An 18,934-nucleotide genomic window follows, 5' to 3' on the forward strand; every position below is an offset into this window, starting at 1 on the left:
TCTCCCGGTGGGCCGCGCCGGCCGCCGGCCCCTCCCCGAAGACTGTCCGGGAATTCGGCGAAACGGTCAAACAGGTCTTTTCGATGGACCGATCGGTCCCGCCTATCGGGGCGGCGGGACCGGTCGGGCCGATCGGATCCGGTGGGCCTGTCAGGCCGCGGCCATCTCCGTCCCCGTGTCCGCGGCTCCGGGCTCGCCCTTGCGGACGGTGCAGTGGAGGGAGTCGTCGACGACGTCGGCGACGATGGTGTCGCCGGGCTCCGCCTCGCCGCCGAGCAGGAGGGAGGCGACCCGGTTGTCGAGTTCGGTCTGGATGGTGCGGCGCAGCGGGCGGGCGCCGAACTCGGGCTGGTAGCCGTGGGCGACGAGGAGCTTCGTCGCGGCCTCGGTGACCTCCAGGGTCATGCCCTGGGCGTGGACGCGGTGCTTGCTGCGGTCGAGGAGGTGCTCGACGATCTCGGTGAGGTCCTTCTCGGTGAGGCTGTGGAAGACGATGATGTCGTCGATGCGGTTGAGGAACTCGGGCAGGAACCGGCCCCGCAGGTCCTCCATCAGCTCGTCCTTCAGCTCGGCCGCGTCGCCCTCGTGGGCGAGGATGCGGTGGGCGCCGATGTTGGACGTCATGATGACGACGCAGTGGCGGAAGTCGACCGTGCGCCCCTGGCCGTCGGTGAGGCGTCCGTCGTCGAGGACCTGGAGCAGGGTGCTGAAGACGTCCTGGTGGGCCTTCTCGACCTCGTCGAAGAGGACGACGCTGTACGGCTGGCGGCGGACCTTCTCGGTGAGCTGGCCGGCCTCCTCGTAGCCGACGTACCCGGGAGGGGCGCCGACGAGCCGGGCGACCGTGTGCTTCTCCTGGAACTCGCTCATGTCGAAGCGGATCATCCGGTCCTCGTCGCCGAAGAGCAGCTCGGCGAGGGTCTTGGCCAGTTCCGTCTTGCCGACGCCGGTGGGGCCGAGGAAGAGGAAGGATCCGACGGGCCGGTCGGGGTCGCCCATGCCCGCGCGGTTGCGGCGGACGGCCTCGGAGACGGCGGTGACCGCCTCGTCCTGGCCGACGATCCGGGCGTGCATCTCCTCCTCCAGCTTGAGCAGACGCTCCTTCTCACTGGTGGTGAGCTGGGAGACGGGGATGCCGGTGCGGCGGGAGACGATGTCGGCGATGTCGGAGGCGGTGACGGAGACGACGCCCTCGCGGCGCTCCTCGATGCCGGCGAGTTCGCCCTCGACCTCCGCGATCTGCTCCTTGAGCTCCTTGGCCTTCTCGAAGTCCTCGGCGGCGACGGCCTGGTCCTTCTCGCGGCGCAGCTTGGCGAGTCCGTCCTCGCGGCTGATCACCTCCGTGGAGCGGCCCGCGCTGCGGAGCCGCACGCGGGCGCCGGCCTGGTCCATGAGGTCGATGGCCTTGTCGGGGAGAAAACGGTCGCTGATGTACCGGTCGGAGAGCTCGGCGGCCGCGGCGAGGGCGCCGTCGGCGAACCGGACCTGGTGGTGGGCCTCGTAGGCGTCGCGGAGCCCTTCGAGGATCTGGACGGTCTCCTCGACGGTCGGCTCGGGGATCAGGACGGGCTGGAAGCGGCGTTCGAGCGCGGCGTCCTTCTCGATGTACTTGCGGTACTCGTCGATCGTCGTCGCTCCGACGACATGCAGCTCGCCGCGCGCGAGGGCGGGCTTGAGCATGTTTCCGGCGTCCATCGAGCTCTCGCCGCTCGCGCCGGCGCCGACGACCGTGTGCAGTTCGTCGATGAAGAGGATGATCTCGCCCTCGGACTTCTGGACGTCCTCGATGACCTTCTTCAGCCGCTCCTCGAACTGGCCCCGGTACTGCGCTCCGGCGACCATGCCGGAGAGGTCGAGGGAGACGACCCGCTTGTCCTTGAGGGTGTCCGGGACCTCGCCGGCGACGATCCGCTGGGCCAGTCCCTCGACGATGGCGGTCTTGCCGACGCCGGGCTCGCCGATGAGGACGGGGTTGTTCTTGGAGCGGCGGGAGAGGATCTCGACGGTCTGCTCGATCTCCTCGGCGCGGCCGACGACCGGGTCGAGCCTGCCCGCCCTGGCCTCCTCGGTGAGGTCGCGGCCGAACTCGTCGAGGGTGGTGGCGGGCTGCTTGGGGGCGGCCGGGGCCGCGGCGTCGCCGCCGCGCGACGCCTGGTCGGTCACGCCGCGCAGCTTGGAGACGTCGAGGTCCTCGGCGCGCAGGAAGCGCGAGGCGCCGGAGTCGGCGTCGCCGAGGAGGGCGCCGAGGATGTGCTCGGGGCCGATGTACGAGACGCCGGCGGCCTGCGAGGTGGCGTGGGCGAGCGCGAGGGTCCGCTTGGCGGCGGGGGTGAGGCCGGGCTCGGAGGAGGGCTCCTCGGACTCGTGGGGCAGCACCGTGGCGATCTTCCCGGCGAGCCCGTCCGGGTCGACTCCGGCGCGGGCGAGCAGCCGGCGGGTGGGCTCGACCTGGGTGGCGGCCCACAGCAGGTGCTCGGTGTCGAGGTCGGTGGTGCCGTCCTCGACCGCCTTGCGGGTGGCCGTGTTGAGGAGCTCGTGGGAGGACTCGGTGAGGAGACGGCCGATGGGGACCCGCTGGACGGCCGGCGGCGACGACGCCGGCGACATTCCGAAGAAGCGGTTCAGCAGGTCGCCGAACGGGTCGGAGGGACCGAAGGGGGAACCAAACGCCATCGACATGTCTGCGCTCCTGAAGGGCGTGGGGGGTCACCCACACTCAAACCCGGCCGCCGCGCCTCCGCAAACGGAGCCGGGGGCGGTCACGGCGGGTGAGGAGCGGCATCGCGGATCAGCCCGCGATGCGGCGCAGGAAGTCGGCCGGGGAGATGACCGGGGTGTCGTCGGGTCCGCCGACGGCGAGGTCCTCCTCGTCGTAGCGGACGACGGGCGTGCCGAGGATGCCGAACTCGGTGAAGTTCGCGACGACCTGGCCGGCCCACGACAGGTAGGTGCCCTCGGTGACCTTGCGGTCGAAGTCCGGGGAGCGCAGTCCGGGCACTCCGCTCGCGATGTCGAGCAGCGCGGCCGGTTCGGCGAACCGGTCGTCCGCGCCCGGCGGGAACGGCTGGGCGGCGAAGAGCGCGGCGAGGTACTCCGCGAACGGACCCTGCCCGGCGTCGCTGGCGGCGCCCAGCGCGGCCACCGCGCGCCGGGACCCGCTGCCGCCGACGGTGTCGTCGAGGGAGGCCGCGAAGTGGAACCGGACGACGAACCGTCCCTCGTCGGCGCCCGCGCGGAAGGTCCCGAGCAGGCTTTCGGCCATGCGGCGGCTGCCCGGGTCGCGCAGCTCCAGGAAGACCCGGAGGACGTGCGGGGCGTCGGTGTCCCCGTAGTACACAGCGGCGCCGTGGGCACCGGTCGTATGCGCGGGATTCATGGGACGAGCTTCGCACGGGAGGACGAACGGCACGACCGCTGACGGCCCCCGCCGGGCCCCGGCGGGGGCCGCCTACCATCGGCGGAATGACCGCCCCGGACCTTCCCTCCCCGCTGATCCGCCCCGCGACCGAGGGCGACCTCGCCGCGGTGGCCGCGATCTACTCCCACTACGTGGACCACACGGTGGTCACCTTCGACGAGACGCCGCCGCCGCTCGCCTTCTGGCGGTCCCGGCTGGACGACCTGGCCGCCCGCGGCCTGCCCTTCCTGGTGGCGGAGGAAGCGGGCCGGATCGCCGGGTACGCGTACGCCGCCCCCTGGCGTCCGAAGCCGGCCTACCGCCACTCCGTCGAGAACTCCGTCTATCTCGCCCCGGAGCGCACGGGCCGTGGTCTGGGCGCGTCCCTGATGGAGGCGCTCCTGGACGGCTGCTCCCGGGCGGGCGTCCGCCAGGTGGTCGCCGTCATCGCGGACTCGGGCACGGCCGCGTCGGTCGCCCTCCACCGGCGCCTGGGCTTCACCGACGCCGGCCGCCTGACGGCCGTGGGCCACAAGCACGGCCGCTGGCTGGACACGATCCTGCTCCAGCGGACGCTGACGGCGGACGAGGGCCAGGAGGACGAGGAGCCGGCGGCCGGAGGACCGGGGGACGAGGCGTCGGCGGGCGAGGCGTCCGCCCACTGAGAGGGCCGTCCGCCGGCCGTCCGCCGCGGCTAGGGTTGCCCCGCCCGCCGCCGGAACCGAGCGGCCGGCCACCCCTTTCCCTGACGATCTCCCGCGAGGACGCCCATGTTCACTGTCAACGAGTACTTCGACGGCACCGTCAAGTCGATCGCGTTCGCCCAGGAGGAGGGCCGGGCGACGATCGGCGTCATGGCTCCGGGCGCGTACGAGTTCGGCACCGCCGCCCCCGAGACCATGCACGTGGTCAGCGGCGCCCTGACGGTCCTGCTGCCCGGCTCCGGCGACTGGCGCACCTACGCGTCCGGGGAGCGCTTCGAGGTGCCCGGCGACAGCTCCTTCCAGCTGAAGGTCGCGGTGGAGACGGCGTACCTCTGCGAGTACCGCTGACCCGGCGGGCGCCGGCACCTGCGCCGGCGCCCCGCACCCTCAGGCGTCGAGGGCGCCGAGCGGTTCGAACGACGGTTCCCCCTCGACGACGGGGAGATACGTCTCCTCGTTCAGCGCCTTCCACAGGAACTCCGTGAAGGACATGTCGAAGACCGCCCACTCCCCCATCTCGACCACGACGGACCACCGGTCGCGGTCCGGCCCCGGCGGAGACAGGAACAGATGGTTCCCCCCGTACGACCGACCGATGGCGACGCATCCGCCTCGCTCGGGATGGAGCGGGAACGGCTTGTGCTCCGGCCCGCTCTCCGCCAGCACCGCGTAGTTCGACCCGGCGGACCGGATCAGGGCGTCGAGATTCAGGCCCTCCTCCTTGTCGCCCCTGGGGTGGAAGAGGAGTACCTGATCGTTCACGCACCCCGAACCGTAGGCGGAGACGAACGCCTTGTAGTCCCCCGGCAGTTCCACCGCGATCCGGCTCTCGAAATCGGCCCAGTCGCGCTCGACGTCGCCGTTTCTCCGCGGCGGGCCGATCAGACTATGGAATCGAGAGACGTCCACCGGAACTCCTTTGCCTGCAGCTCACTCCACCGGTCGGCCTATTGTAGACCGTGCAGTCGAGGACATATCCCCCGTCACCCACCGCGTACATCTCAATTTGCGTAGGTATTGCTGGATTCGATCCTCCATAAACGGGAAGCACTCCGTAGCGCACGCTCTCCCCGTCGCGGACCGCACCCACGATGTCGTTCTCGAGATCCCTCATCTGCGGGCTGTTCGCGGGGTCCTGATATCCGGCGACGAAATTCCGCATGGTGTCGTTGGCTCCACCCATCTGGTTTCCGATGAGGTGCAGCCGAGCTCGGTTCAGGAGAGGAAGGCTGCGGAATCCAGCCGGATCCCATTTCGGGTCGAGCCTAAACGGTCGGAGGTCGAATTCGTCGATGGTCGCCACCGCTCCCGTCGCCCTGCAGTCCCCCGGGTCGGGGCCGAATCTCGTCATCGGGGCGTAGTAGAAGCCGGGATCGGTGGACGGGAAGTCGAGCGTGCACGACTGCCGCACTCTCTTCCGGGAGCCCGCGTATCCGGATCCGCCATGACCCTGGTCGGTGTCGATCGTCTCGTCCGGGAACATCAGCTCCAGCTCTTCCAGACCGTCGACGTCGACGGGGACCAGCGGATCCGACGCCTCGACGACCATCCGGTCGAGGACGGCGCCCAGGTGCCGGGTGTTCTGCAGTGACTGCTGCCGCAGGCCCGCGGTGTCGATCTGTGGCTTCGGCTGGGGGCGGGAGGGCGCCGGGCGGGGGAACTTCCCCTGGTTGGTGTTCTGGGGGACCTTGGGCGCCGGCGGCCGCGTCGACGTCGGGCGCCGGGTCGTCTTCGTCCCGCCGCTGCCGGTCTTACGCCCGCTGCCACTGCCACGCGTGGTCGTCTGCTTGCCGCGGCTCCCACTGCCGGTCCTGACCGTGCCTCCGCTGTTGTTACCCCGGTTGCGGGACGGAGCCTTGGTGCTGCGGCAAGTGCCGTAGTACGCACAGCCCTTCGGCTTGCGGTTGGTCTGCGTGGTCTTCACCCGACAGCGGCTGGTGTACTTCGAACACTCCTGGTTGCTCGCTTTGGTGCCGGGTTTGGTGCCCCGAACATTGACCCGGCAGCGGCTGGAGTACTTGGAGCATTCCTGATTGCTGGCGCGGGACCCGGTACGCGTGCCCGACACCCGGGTCGGCTTGGGCGCGCGTCCGGTGCTGCCTCCTCCGCCGCCGGATCCGGCGCCTCCGCCGCGACCACCGCCGCCGGGCGCTCCACCTCCACCGCCGCGCGGGTCGACGGCGTGGCCGGTCGGGTCGGTGCCGTTGAGCGGCTCGCCCTCGCCGTACGCGTACCGGTTGGCCCGAGCCGAGGGGTCGGGATGGAGCTGCCAGGTGTCACGAGAGGTGAAGCCGCCCGTCTCCGGCTGGTACCAGCGGGCGGCCATGTGGACCTCACCCGTGCCGGGGTCCGTCCATCCGGACTGGAAACCGACGGCCGGGTTGTCCCCCTCGGTGGCGGTGACCTTGCCGAAGGGGTCGTAGGCGCGGGAGGCGGCGACCGAAGTGCCGTCGGGCGTAAGGCCCGCGACGACGTCGCCGTGCTGATCGCTGACGACGAGCTGCGCGGCTCCGGGACCTGCCTGGGCGGCGGCGAGCAAGGAGCCGTGCGGCGTGCGGCTGTAGAGGTTCGTCGCGTCCGACACGAGGTCGTGGGAGGTTCCGTCGTAGGTGAACGCGGTGCCGCCGTAGGTCAGAACCCTGTCGAGCGAGTCGTACGTGAGCGTGGCCGTTCCGTTGGAGACCGTGCGCTCGAACGCGTCGGACTCCACGCGCCGGACGTCGTTCTCGCTCGTGACCACGGACTCGGTCGTGCCGCGCGCGGTGTAGGTGTGGGTCTCCTCTCCCCAGGTCTCCAGCCGGTTGCGCGCGTCGTACGCACCGGTGATGTCGCCGCGCCGCGTGAGGTTGCCCGCCTTGTCCCATGTGTACGGAACGGTGGCCCCACCACTGGTCCAGGAGGTCATCCGGCCCGTCAGGTCGTAGCCGTAGGAGTGCTCCGCTGCGCCCGCCGTGCCCTCTCCGGTCTTCCCCACCAGCCGGTCGTCGAGGTCGTAGCCGTAGGTGGTTCCGGTGACGGTGGCGCCGCTCCCGGCGGAGGTGACCACATCCGATGTCAGCCTTCCCAAGCTGTCGTAACCGTACGAGCGGAGAGCGCCGGTGATGGATTGCCCGTCGGTCTCACGCGCGTACTGCTCCTGGACGGGCCTGCCGGCCGCGTCGAAGTCGAACCGCACCTGCGTCCCGGTCAGAGGGTCCGTCGCCCGGTCCAGTCGGCCGGCGCCGTCATAGACGTACTGCGACGACCCCGCCGCGTCGGTGCGCGAGGTCATCCGGGCATCCGCGTCGTAGGTGTACCGGGATTCACCGGAAGGACCGGAGGCGCTCAGAAGCATCCCGCGGTCGTTGTAGGTGTAGGTGTTCCCGAAGCCGAACCCGTCGGTTCCGGCGCCCACGAGCCGACCGTCGGCGTCGTAGGAGAGGACGCGCGGGCGTGTCTCCGCAGCCGCGCCCGAGCCGGTCTCCCGTACGAGCCGGCCGAGCTGGTCGTAAGTGCGGTGCCGGCTGACGTCACCGGGAAGGTTGTCGGTGACGACCTGCCCTGCGATGTCGTAGACCCGCGTCCAGGTGCGGTCGCCCTCGGCGGGGTGCCGGGGCGTCGCCGGTTCGACGGTGGACTCGGGGAGTCCCCAGGTGTTGAAGGTGTGATGGACGGAGACGCCGCGGCCGTCGGTGAAGCGGGTGAGATTGCCTCGGTCGTCGTAACCGAAGCCCACGGCGATCTCGTCGGTGTCCGACAGCTTCTCCGCCTGCCGGGTGACGCGTCCCAGCGCGTCGTGGGAGAAGGTGGTCCGCCCGCCGGTCGGTGTGGTGGCGGCCGTGAGGTTGCCCTCCTCGTCGAAGGTGCTGGTGAAGGTGCGCAGCGGGGAGGTTCCCGTGCCGTGGTCGGTCGCCTCGGTGACCTGGTCGAGCAGGTTGTGGGTGAACGTGCTTCTGCGCAGGGTCGGGTCGACCACCTCTGTCTGGCGGCCGAGGGCGTCGTAGCCGTAGCGGGTCACGCCGCCGCCGGGGTCCGTGGACGTGACGGTCTCACCCATCGCGTTGTACGTGGCCGTGGACGTCAGGCCCGAAGGCGACGTCTCGGCCTTCTGGTTGCCCGCGTCGTCCCAGGCGAAGCGTGTGGTGAGGTGCTGGAGCGAGGGGAAACGCTCCACCGCGGTCGCGGTCAGCTGGCGGCCGAGGCCGTCGTAGGTCGCCTCGGTGCGGGCGCCGGTGGGTGTGGTGGTGGAGAGGAGGAGCCCGGTCGGGGTCCAGGTGTACCGGGTGGTGCCCTCACCGCCGAGCGTCTCCGTCCGGCCGGTCAGCCCGGTGAAGCCGGGGGCGGCCAGGAGGTTCGGTGCGGCGGCCGGCTGCGGATCCGTCCTCAGGACAACCCGGCCCAACTGGTCGTAGGCGTAGTGCGTGGTGCGCTCCAGCGGATCGGAGACCGAGGTCCTGCGTCCCAGCGCGTCGTAGGTGGCGCGGTGGACCGGAACGACCGGGGCTCCGCTGGGCGGCGTGTAGGAGGGCAGGGTGACCGCGGTGCCCTGTCCGAGCCTGTCGACCTCGGTGCGGGTGACGGCGCCTGTCTCGTCCCGGGCGTCGGTGGGGTCGCCGAAGGCGTTGTAGCCCCATCCGATCGTCGGCCGGGACTGCTGCGGGGCGGACCCGTACGTCTCGGTCGTCACCGGAGGCGCGGTCTGTTCCACGAGCCGGCCCAGGGCGTCGTAGCGGAACCCGGTAGTGTGGGCGCTCGCCTCGGCCCCCGCTTTGGTACCTCGCGGGCTCACGCTGCTGAGGAGTAGTCCGCGACGGTCGTAGGCATTTCTCGTGGTGAGCGTGACGGTGCCGGAGACGAGGGACGAGCTTGTGACGTTGCCCGCGCTGTCGTAGACGAGCCGTCGCGAGACCCGTTCGGGGGTGGCGGCCCCTTCCGTGATCTCGGTGACGCGGTCGTCGCGGTCGAAGACGTAGTCGGTGGTGCGTGCGAGCCCGGCGGGGTCCGTGACGGTGCGGACGACGCGTCCGGTGGCGTCCACCGTGTGGGTCTCGGTGTAGGTTCCGCCGTCGGTCACCTGCTTGACCAGGTAGCCGGCCCCGTCGTACGTGTTCGCCTCCAGAACGACGTCCCGGCGCGTCCCGTCGGACTGCTCCACTCCCAGGGCCGTCGAGGTGGCCGGCAGCCCGTCGTCGTAGTACGTGAACCTGGTGGTCGCCCCCAGGGCGTCGGTGCTCGAGGCGAGGCGTCCGGCCGGGTCGTAGGCATGGGATTCCAGGACGAGGTCACGCGGTTCGCCCGAAGGGTCTCCCGTCCAGCCCTCGAGGACGGTCTCCGCGAGGTCGCCCCGCGAGGTCAGCCTGTGCACGACCCGGTTGCCGAGCGCGTCCTGCTCGCTCGTCACCTGGCCCAGAGCGTCATAGCCGTACGTGGTGACGTGGCCTTCGGCGTCGGTGACGGTGTCGTTGAAGCCACGCTCGTCGTAGTGGTAAGTGGTGGTCCTCGCCGGATCGCCGCCGGTCAGGTCGACCTCGCTCTCGTCGAGAAGGTTCCCGTCGGCGTCGTAGCGGGTGCGGACCTCGGTGGTGTGGGTCGTCCCCGTGATCTCGTTCTTCGTCGCGGTGCCGGTCTCCCGGACGACCCTGGACTGGGCGTCGTACCCGAAGGTGGTGACGACGCCGTCCGGATAGGTGTCGGATCGCTGGGTCTCGGAGGTCGTCCGGCCGATGCCGTCGTAGGCGTACGCGGTGACCAGTCCGGACGGTGCCGTCGTGCGTGCCAGGTCGCCGTTGGCGAAGTAGGCGTAGGTGGTCGTCGCGCCCTCGGGGGTCGTCGTCGCGGCGACGAGTCCGGCGGGGGTACTGCCTCCGGCCGCGGCCGGCTCGCTGCCGGTGGTGTAGGCCGTCGCCGACGTCCGGCCGTCGGGCAGGGTCAGCCGATCCGGCCTGCCCTGGGCCGTGTAGCCGATGGTCGTCCGGTAGCGGAAGTCCTTGGGCCCGCTGGAGCGAGCGTCGAGGGTCGCGGTCCGCTTGCCGTTCCGCGGGTCGAGCGGGTCCGCCGGGTTGTCGTAGAACTCCTCGTAGGAGGTCCAACAGGAGTCGGCGTCACGGCACGTGGTCTGGGCGACGGGGTTGCCGCGGGCGTCGTGGCCGGTCACCGTGGAGTGGCCGTTCGGGTCGGTGACCGTGCGCAGGTACCCGCCGGCGTCGTATCCGTACCGGGTGATCCCGCCGGCGGCGTCGGTCGTCGCCACGCGCCGCTGCCCGCGGACCATGTCGTAGGTGGCGCTGGTGCGAATGCCCGTGGGGTCGGTGACGGTGACGGTCGACGCCAGCGTCGATCCGCCGGCGAGGGAGCGCGCCGCGTAGTGGTCGGAGATCTGCTGCTCGGTGAGACCGTGCTGGTACACCGCCGCCTCGTCGATCTGTCCCGTGAAGTAGCTGACGTCGGCGGGGGGCGACGGCCAGGTCCTGGCGAAGCCCGCCCCGATGAACGTGCGGCTGTTCGACTGTTGGTTGACCGGGGCGTTGGTCTTCACGGCCACCCGGGTGCCGTCGAGGTAGAGGCTCTGCGTGCCGGCGCTCGCGGTGATGGCGGCATGATGCCAGGCGTTGTCCGTGACGGTGACGGACGACGCGTTCGACGGGGTAACCCCCGGCGAGGGGTACTCGCCATGGAGTCTGCCGTCGGCGCCGACGTACAGCACGGGTGTCCAGGTGCCCGAGGTGGCGGTGGCGCCGGCGAGCGTGCGGCTCTGGTCGCCGACCAGCACGCCCGGCTTCGCCGTTCTGAACCAGACCTCCACGGTGACGTCAGTGGTCCTGGTGCCGAGTCCGGGGATCTCGACGTAGCCGTCACCGTTGAATTCGGCGGCGGAGCCGTCGCCGATTCCGAAGGCACCGGTGGTGCCCAGGGTCGTCCTGGTGTACGTGCCTGTGCCGTCGTTCGCCGCCACGGTGCTCGACGCCTGGGTGCCGGTGACCTCGTCGAGCTGCCAGAATCCGGCGGGCGCGTCTCCGAGGACGGCGCTCCGGTACTGGTCGCCGTTACCGGTGACCAGGCGGGTCCGTGCCCGGTAGTGGTCCATCACGGTGGCCGCGCTCAGTTCCTTGGCGTAGAAGGCGGCCTCATCGAGAGCCCCTTCGAAGTACTTGACCCCGGAGGTGGTGGATCCGTCCCAGCCCGGGGTGGCGTGTCCCGCCCCGAGGTAGACATGGGCCAGGGTCTCCGGCTTCACCGCGCCCGGCATGGAGCCGACCTTGGTGCCGTCGAGGTAGAGGGTCTGGCCGGTGGTGCCGCCGGTGAGGACCACGTGGTGCCAGGTGTTGTCCGTGACGGCGGCGCTGCTGATGACGGGTGCTCCCGGGGCACCGCGCCACAGGGAGCCGCGGAGCTTTCCGTTGGCGTCCACGAGCAGGCTCGGGTTGTAGTTCTGGGGTGCGGTGCCGAGCGCCGTGTTCTGGAGGCCGAGCAGGACGCCTTCGGCCTGGTCCGTGCGGAACCACAGCTCGACGGAGAGCGCTGCCGACGTCTCCAGCGCATCGCCCTGGACCTCGACCGCGCCTTCCGCTCCGTCGAGGCCGATCGCCCCGTCGTCCCCCACCGAGAACGCGCCGATCTCCCCCAGGGTGACCCCGTTCCGGTAGGAGCCGTCGGTGCCCGTGGCGATCTCGTCGCGCGCCACGGCGCCGCTGTTGTCGCCGAGGCGCCAGTGGTCGACCGCTCCGGCGTCACGGACCGCGCTGGTGTAGCCCTGCGAGCCGGACGCGTACGTGGGTGCGGACAGCTTCCAGGTGCCCGCGGCATCGGCGACCTCGGTGACCCGCTCGGTGGTGCCGTCGTAGGTGATCCGCGCGTCCGTCCGCCCCGAGGGGAGGGTCACCTCGGTGAGCCGGGACGAACCGCCGCGGGCGGCGAAGTGCTCCTTGACGGTGCCCGCGTCGAGCGCCCGGTGGTAGACCGCGGCCTCGTCCAGTGCGCCGGCGAAGTGGCGGTCGCCCTCCCCGGTGGCCCACATGCGGTTGGAGTATCCCGCGCCCAGGTAGGTGTAGGTCTTGCCGCCGTGGTCGACGGGGCCGGCGAGCGTCCCGGTCGACACTCCGTCGACGTACAGGGTCTGGCTCGTGCCGTTGCTCGTCAGGGCGACGTGGTGCCATTGGTTGTCGTCCACCGCCTTGCCGGACGACATGGCGTTCTCGGAGGTGCCGACCGTGTCGAAAGCGCCGACCAGGTAGCCGTTGGGGTCGATCTCGAGGACCGGCCGGGTGTCGGCGCCCGGGGCGTCGCCCAGTGGGGCGTCCTGGAAGCCGAGGAGCACGCCCTCGTACCGGCCGGTTCTGAACCACATCTCGACGGAGAGGGCGGTGGACCGGGAGAGGATGGAGTCGGGCAGCTCGACGTGGGCCTGGGAGAAGGTGCCGGCCTTGTTGGTGGTGCCCGCGAGGGCGCCCGCCGCACCCTGCGTGACGTCGCGGTACAGGCCCTCCTTCATGCCGGTGCTGGACACGGCCTCGCTCGCCGCCGTCTCGCCGGTCGTCTCGCCGAGCCGCCAGTAGCCCACCGGGCCGGCGTCGAGGACGAGGTTCCGGTACTGGCTCCCGCTCTCGTAGGTGTACCGGGTGCACCCGGTCGTGGTGCCCGGCGGGCAGACCCGAACCAGATTGTCGCCCTCGTACGTGTAGGTCCAGGCGAGGCTCGTGCCGGCCCCGTCCACGGGGCTGGTCAGCGCCGAGACCACGTGGCCGCCGGACCAGGTGAAGGTGATGCGGCGCCCCGACAGGACATCGGTCGCCGCGGTCAGCCTGCCGTCCGTGTAGGTCAGTTGCTGACTCCGGCCATGACCGTCGCTGACCTTCGTCAGACGGCCCGCGGTGTCGAAGGTGTAGAGGTTGGCGGAGGCGTCCTTGAGGGTCCAGCCGCCCGAAGCGCCGGCCTTGAGGAGGCCCATGGATCCGGAGGGAGCGGCGTAGCCGCCGTCGGAGTTGCGGCCGAAGCGGACCTGGGCGCCGTTGGAAAGGGTGATGAGGACGCTTCCGCTGCTCTCCGGCACAGCACGCATGTCCCAGCGGGTCGCCCACCCGGTGCCGAAGGCGCTGCCCGTCCTGGTGTCCTGGGAGTTGTAGGTCCGCGTCACGGAGAGCTCGGGGCCGACCGTGGGAATGGACGCGTCGGTGGCGGCGGTCGCGTAGTTGCCGTTGCGTTCGCCGAATTCGCGTCCCGTGTCCGACGTCCCGAGGTGTGCCGTGATCGGCGGCTGGGGAACCTGGGTCGTCAGGAGTGACGGGCCGGGCCGGACGGAGAGGGCCGCCCCGTCGAAGACGTAGCCGTACCACGCGTACGTCTTCGACCAGGTCATCCATCCCGCGGGGATGTTCCACTGGGCGGACGCGCCGCGCGGGCCCATGCGGCAGTTCTTGCGGGTGTCGGCGCCGTCGACCTCGCAGACCTCGAACTGGTGCTCAAGAGCCTTGGGATAACGGTCGCGGTCCGTACCCGACGCCCACAGGGTCGGCGTGAGGGTGTCGACGACGGTGCCGCTCGCGGGTGCCAGGCCCGTCACCGCGGGCGGGATGTTGACGGTCGAGATCTTCACGCTCGCGGTCGGAATCCCCGCGGCGCTGAAGGTCGAGGTCCCGTAGTCGTCCATGGTCCACGCGATCGTGTACGTGCCAGGGACCAGCGGCGCGACCTTGGCGTCGATCGTCACGGCGGCGCCCGGAGCGACGCTCGACGGCATGGCCGTCCAGCGGATCTTGGCGGCGTCGGTGATCTCTTTGCCCGCGGAGTCGTACAGTCGGTAGCGGAGCCTGTAGTTTCCGTTGGCGGGCCAGATCTCCTGGCCGCGGTTGGTCACGGTCAACTTGAAGGCGCCCTCGGTGGTGGCGGTCATGGGTGTGACGAAGGTACCGAGCTGGTATCCGGCGCCGTACTTGGTCCAGGTGACGTCGAGCGACGGCTTTCCGTTGGGGTAGTCGTCGGAGCCGAAGTTCTTCCATCCGTAGGAGTCGGTGACCGACGCCTTCACGGCCAGGCCGTAGTTCTTCTTGCGACCGTGAGTCCAGTCGTCGACCAGCTGGCGGCCGGCCGCACCGAGGTTGATGCCCTCCCAGGCGGCGCCGCCGCAGGGGTATGCGGTCTGCCCCGAGGGCCGCCACCCATGGGCGAAGCTCTTCGACGCCAGGGACGCCCCGGTCGCCGGTCCGGGGTAGGCGGAGGTCGTGGACTCGGACCAGCCGGCGGTCACGGGGTGGACGGTGACGGGGCGAGCGGTACAGGAGTACGACCATGTGTTGTAGAGCGCGAGGCTGGCACCGAGCACCCAGGCGTTCTTGAGGGTGGTCTCGACGCCGGCGAAGTGGAGGAACGCCGCCGCCTTGTGACCTCCCGCGTCGTACGTCCCGGTCTTGAGGACCGTGTCACCGGAGAAGTTGACGTTGTACGGGGCCTCCACGTAGGTCCCCGACGAGGCGGCCACCGCCGACACGTTGACCACGGTCGGGTCCACCTTGACGGGGAACGCCCTTCGGGGGTCATGGAGCCACGCGGTGTCGAGCTTCACCCTCAGGGCCTGCCCGCCGTCGACCTCGGTGAGTTCGAACCGGACTCCGTCGGAGATCTCTCCCTGGTTGGAGTGGGGGGCGACGTTCGCGTCCTCCATCCAGCCGGCCGGGATCCGGGCGCGCAACTTGCCCGTGACATCCGTGAACGCGACCGCGCCCGTGGGTTCCAGAGCGGCAGTCAATCCCGGCGCGTGCAGGGGGAAGACCCACTCCTGCGGAGCGTCGGCGTCCTTGAGCACCAGGACTTCCTTGACGGAGTCGCCGCCTGCCACGAACTGCACGTCCGCCGACGGGAGGACGTCCCGGTACGTGATCACGCTTCCGTCGACGACGCCGGGAACATGCGCGGCGTCGCGCAGCGCGAACCCGATGGACTCGGTGCCGCCCACGTTCATCGAGACGAGGGGGGAGCCGTCCGCGTGGCCGGCGAAGGCGGTGGCGGCATCGCCCTCGGTGATGCTCCATCCGCCGGTCGCGGAGGTCGCGGCACGACCGAGGTGACCGCCCTGGCCGACGGGCTTCAGGGACGTGTCGATGCTCCGCCACTCGCCGTCGGCACGCCGGTAGTTGACGGGGTCCTCGAAGAACTTGGTCGTCTGCGTCCCGTCGGCGTTCCGGAACGTGCGCGACATGGGGGCGCGGTCGGTCACGATCTCGCGGCTGCTCTTCGGGTCGAAGCCTCGTGGCCGTTCCACCACCGGTGCGGCGGGTGCCGTCTCCACCTGGGGTGTCCCGGGCCGTACGAGCAGCGCGGGCGAGGCGTCGGGCTCGGGAGGCAGCTCCCCCGCGCCCGGCTTGTGCCCGTCCCGGCCGCCGCCGGAGCCTGCCGACGTCGCTCCGGAGGCGGCACCGTGCGAGCGGCCCGCGGCCGACCCCCACGACTGCTCAGGAGTCTCGCCGGACACCGTCCGGGAGGACGCGCCGATCCTCTCCGTCGCGGCCACCCCCTCGGCGCCGACCAGGCCGGTCATCAAGAAGGCGACTGCGACTGAAACCAACCGCACGGAACGCACGGAGCCCCCCAGGGAACATGTTGCCAAGGGGGCCAGTAGAGCGACGCCGGGTTCACTTGATCAAGACTTGTGATCATGTCGTGATCATGATCAACACGACATGATCACGGGTTCTCCTCCTCGACGGGCCGCGCCGCCCCTCAGCGGCGGACGCGGGGCATGCCGAGGCCGATCCAGGAGATGATCTCGCGCTGGATCTCGTTGCTGCCGCCGCCGAAGGTGAAGATGACGGCGGAGCGGTAGCCGCGTTCGAGTTCGCCGTGGAGGACGGCGCCGGCGGAGCCGTCCTTGAGGGCGCCGGCGGCGCCGACGACCTCCATCAGGGCCGCGTAGGCGTCGCGGCGGGCCTCGGAGCCGTAGACCTTGACGGCGGAGGCGTCCTGGGGGGTGAGGGTGCCGCGGTGGACGGCGTTCACCATCTGCCAGTTGAGGAGCCTCATCGCGTCGAGGCGGGTGTGGGTCCGGGCCAGGGTGCGGCGGACCCAGGGGAGGTCGAGGACGCGGCGGCCGTCGGAGAGGAGCGTGCCGGCGGCCCAGCGGCGGACGTCGTGGAGCGCGCGGATCGCCATGGTGCCGTGGGCGGCGAGGGTGACGCGCTCGTGGTTGAGCTGGTTGGTGATGAGCCGCCAGCCCTTGTTCTCCTCGCCGACGCGGCGGGTGACGGGGACGCGGACGTCGTCGTAGTAGCTGGCGGTGGTGTCGTGCGAGGCGAGGGTGTTGATCACCGTGCACGAGTAGCCGGGGTCGGTGGTCGGGACCAGGAGCATGGTGATGCCCTTGTGGGGGGCCGCGTCCGGGTCGGTGCGGACGGCGAGCCAGACCCAGTCGGCGGTGTCGCCGTTGGTCGTCCAGATCTTCTGCCCGTTGACGACGTACGTGTCCCCTTCCCGTACCGCGCGGGTCTTGAGTGCGGCGAGGTCGGTGCCGGCGTCCGGTTCGCTGTAGCCGATGGCGAAGTCGATCTCTCCGGAGAGGATGCGGGGCAGGAAGTACGCCTTCTGCTCGTCCGTGCCGAACTGCATGATCGTCGGGCCGACCGTGTTCAGCGCCATGAGCGGCAGCGGCACGCCCGCCTGGGCCGCCTCGTCGAAGAAGATGAACTGCTCCATCGGCGTCAGGCCGCTCCCGCCGTACTCGGCGGGCCAGCCGGCGCCGAGCCGGCCGTCCGTCCCGAGGCGGCGGATCGTCTCGCGGTAGAACCGCTTCTGGGCGGCCGGGTCCCCGTACCGGCTGTGCACGTCCTCGGGGACGAGCTCCGCGAAGTAGGCCCGCAGCTCGGCGCGCAGGCGGTTCTGTTCCGGCGTGTACTGCAGGTGCATCCCGGCCTCCCGTGGCGGCGTCGTCGTCGTCCCTCGGCACGACGGCCGACACGGTAGAACGTGTTCCATAAATGTGGAAGGCCCGGGACGGCGCCACCTGCCGCGCCGGCCCGGGCCCCCTCGTACGGTGCTAGGGAAGGAGTTCGTCCAGGGAGGCGCGGCCCTTCTCCGCCATCCGGCGCTCGGCCCAGGCCAGGGTCTCCGGTGTCACGTCCCGGCCGGAGGCGAGCACCACGTCCTCCGCCGAGAACTCGCCCTCCGAACCGGAATGCAGCAGCCGGTCGGGCGTCGGTACGTCCCCCCGGGACTTCTCGTCGGGCTCAGCGTTCATGCCGTCTCCTCCATGCTTCTGCGGGTGGGTCCCGGCACTCGCCATTCTCGTGTCCGCACCCCCGCCCCGCATCCGGGCGCCCGCCCCGGCCCCGGGTCCCGCAGCCCGCCGCAGCAGCGCGGCCGCCTCCCCCACCGGGAGGGCCGCGCCCGCCGCGTACCCCGCGGCGTACTCCTCCGGGGCCAGGGCGGCCCGCAGGACGGCCTCCGCGCGGCGCCGGATCAGCTCCTCCGTCTGCGGCGTGCACGGGCGGAAGCCGCCGCCCGCGCCCCCGGCCTCGTGGGCGTCGTACGCGCCGAGCAGCCGGGCACCGGCCGGGGCGTCGCCGGGGCGACCGCGCCCGCCGAGCGCCCAGGCCCCCGTCGCGAACTGGGCGACGACCAGGTACGGCGCCACCAGACGGGCCAGCGCCTCCAGGTCGTCGACCGCGCGGGCCAGCCGGTCCAGGGCCCGCCCGTACGCGCCGTCCAGGCAGTCCACCCAGGCCCGCATCCCGCCGACGAGCCCCCAGAACAGGGCCGGGGTGTGGTCGCCGAACTCGGTCTCGGCCCGTCCCAGCTGCTCGTGCGCGAGGCCCGTGCGGCCGGTGTGGGCGTAGTGCTGGGCGAGCAGCAGCCGGCCGCTGCCCGCCGCCTCGGCGCCCCACCGGGCGGCCTCCTCCGCGGCGTGGGCGAGCAGCCGCTCCGCCTCCTCGTCGCCGGGCCGGAGCCGGAGCCGTACGGCCGCGAGGCGGGCGGTGAAGACGTGCACCTGGGAGCGGGCCCCGGCCTCCCCGGCCGCGGCGGCGGCCCGGGCGAAGTCCGCGGCCGCCTCGGCGAGCCGTCCCGCCCGCTCGTACGCCTCCCCGCGCGCCGCGAGGGACTCGGCGATCCCCCAGGCGTCCCGGGCGGCCTCGAAGAGGGCGAGGGCCTCGGCGGCCTCCTCCGGGCCGTCGCCGGCGAGCCGCGCGCGCATGAGCAGCGCGAAGGCCAGGTCCCACGGGTCGCCGTCGGCCCGGCAGGCGTCCACGAGGAGGCCGAGGGCGTCGTCGAGGCCGGTGAGCCCTCCGGTCATCAGCCGGGCGAAGAACCAGACGGTGCCGGGCTGCCGGCAGGTCTGGGGCAGGCCGGGCCGGTAGGCGTCGACGATGGCGCCGAGCCGCGCGTGGGCGTCGGACTCCTGCTCCAGGGCGGTGGCGCCGGAGCCGCCCTGGGCGGCGAGCGCGTACAGCCGGACCCCGCGCCGGGCCTCCCGCAGCCGCTCGCCCGACCACGGCGGCGGGACGTCGTGGCAGCGGCCCGGGACGGGCTCGGCGGGCGGTGCCGCCGGGCCGAACGGGTCGGCGCCGAAGCCGCTCGCGGCGGCGGACCAGGTACGGGAGTCGTGCTGGTGGTTGTGGAGCTGCCAGAACCAGGACAGGGAGTGGACGAGGCAGAGGACCTCCTGTTCCTCCCCGGCCGCGAGCGCCGTGCGCAGGGCCGTGCGCACGTTGTCGTGCTCGCGCTCGAAGAGGGCGAGCGTGGCGGTCTGGCGGGGGCCGCGCAGGTCGGGGTCCCGGGTCCGGACGAGTTCGCGGTAGTGCGTGAGGTGGGCCCGCTCGACCGCCGCCCGCTCCCCCGCCTCGTCCAGCCGCTCCCCCGCGTACTCCGCCACCGT

7 protein-coding genes and 1 pseudogene are annotated in these 18,934 nt (G+C 71.7%); 2 read left to right on the forward strand and 6 right to left on the reverse strand.

Going from position 1 to position 18,934, the window contains the following annotated elements:
• Positions 1-150: 150 nt before the first annotated feature.
• Complete coding sequence (locus ACFVU3_RS04725) at positions 151-2,679, reverse strand: ATP-dependent Clp protease ATP-binding subunit (RefSeq protein WP_390063639.1); 2,529 nt, start codon at positions 2,677-2,679, stop codon at positions 151-153.
• A 109-nt stretch (positions 2,680-2,788) separates the two neighbouring features.
• Entirely contained in the window at positions 2,789-3,376 is a 588-nt protein-coding gene (locus ACFVU3_RS04730; RefSeq protein WP_390063640.1) for a thioredoxin domain-containing protein, read from the reverse strand.
• 86 nt (positions 3,377-3,462) lie between these two features.
• On the opposite strand from ACFVU3_RS04730, the gene ACFVU3_RS04735 reads away from it, so the two are divergent.
• Together ACFVU3_RS04735 and ACFVU3_RS04740 are read left to right on the forward strand one after the other, a co-directional pair.
• On the forward strand, positions 3,463-4,062 hold the full coding sequence (locus ACFVU3_RS04735; RefSeq protein ID WP_390063642.1) for a GNAT family N-acetyltransferase: 600 nt from the start codon (positions 3,463-3,465) through the stop codon (positions 4,060-4,062).
• A 105-nt stretch (positions 4,063-4,167) separates the two neighbouring features.
• Complete coding sequence (locus ACFVU3_RS04740) at positions 4,168-4,449, forward strand: pyrimidine/purine nucleoside phosphorylase (RefSeq protein WP_390063644.1); 282 nt, start codon at positions 4,168-4,170, stop codon at positions 4,447-4,449.
• A gap of 39 nt (positions 4,450-4,488) precedes the next feature.
• Here the strand turns inward: ACFVU3_RS04740 and ACFVU3_RS04745 are convergent, their stop codons facing one another.
• The 4 genes and pseudogenes from ACFVU3_RS04745 to ACFVU3_RS04760 all read right to left on the reverse strand — a co-directional run.
• Positions 4,489-5,010 (reverse strand): SMI1/KNR4 family protein, encoded by a 522-nt coding sequence (locus tag ACFVU3_RS04745; protein WP_390063645.1) that lies wholly within the window; start codon positions 5,008-5,010, stop codon positions 4,489-4,491.
• A complete protein-coding gene (locus tag ACFVU3_RS04750) occupies positions 4,988-15,607 on the reverse strand; it encodes a LamG-like jellyroll fold domain-containing protein (protein WP_390063646.1) in 10,620 nt (3,539 codons plus the stop codon). Before ACFVU3_RS04750 ends, ACFVU3_RS04745 begins: the two co-directional genes overlap by 23 nt.
• A 182-nt stretch (positions 15,608-15,789) precedes the next feature.
• Entirely contained in the window at positions 15,790-16,968 is a 1,179-nt protein-coding gene (locus ACFVU3_RS04755) for an acyl-CoA dehydrogenase family protein (RefSeq protein WP_390063648.1), read from the reverse strand.
• A gap of 130 nt (positions 16,969-17,098) precedes the next feature.
• A pseudogene (locus ACFVU3_RS04760) lies at positions 17,099-18,934 on the reverse strand (hypothetical protein); the annotation flags it as partial.

It is taken from the genome of Streptomyces sp. NPDC058052, assembly GCF_042885515.1.
Taxonomy (GTDB): Bacteria; Actinomycetota; Actinomycetes; order Streptomycetales; family Streptomycetaceae; genus Streptomyces.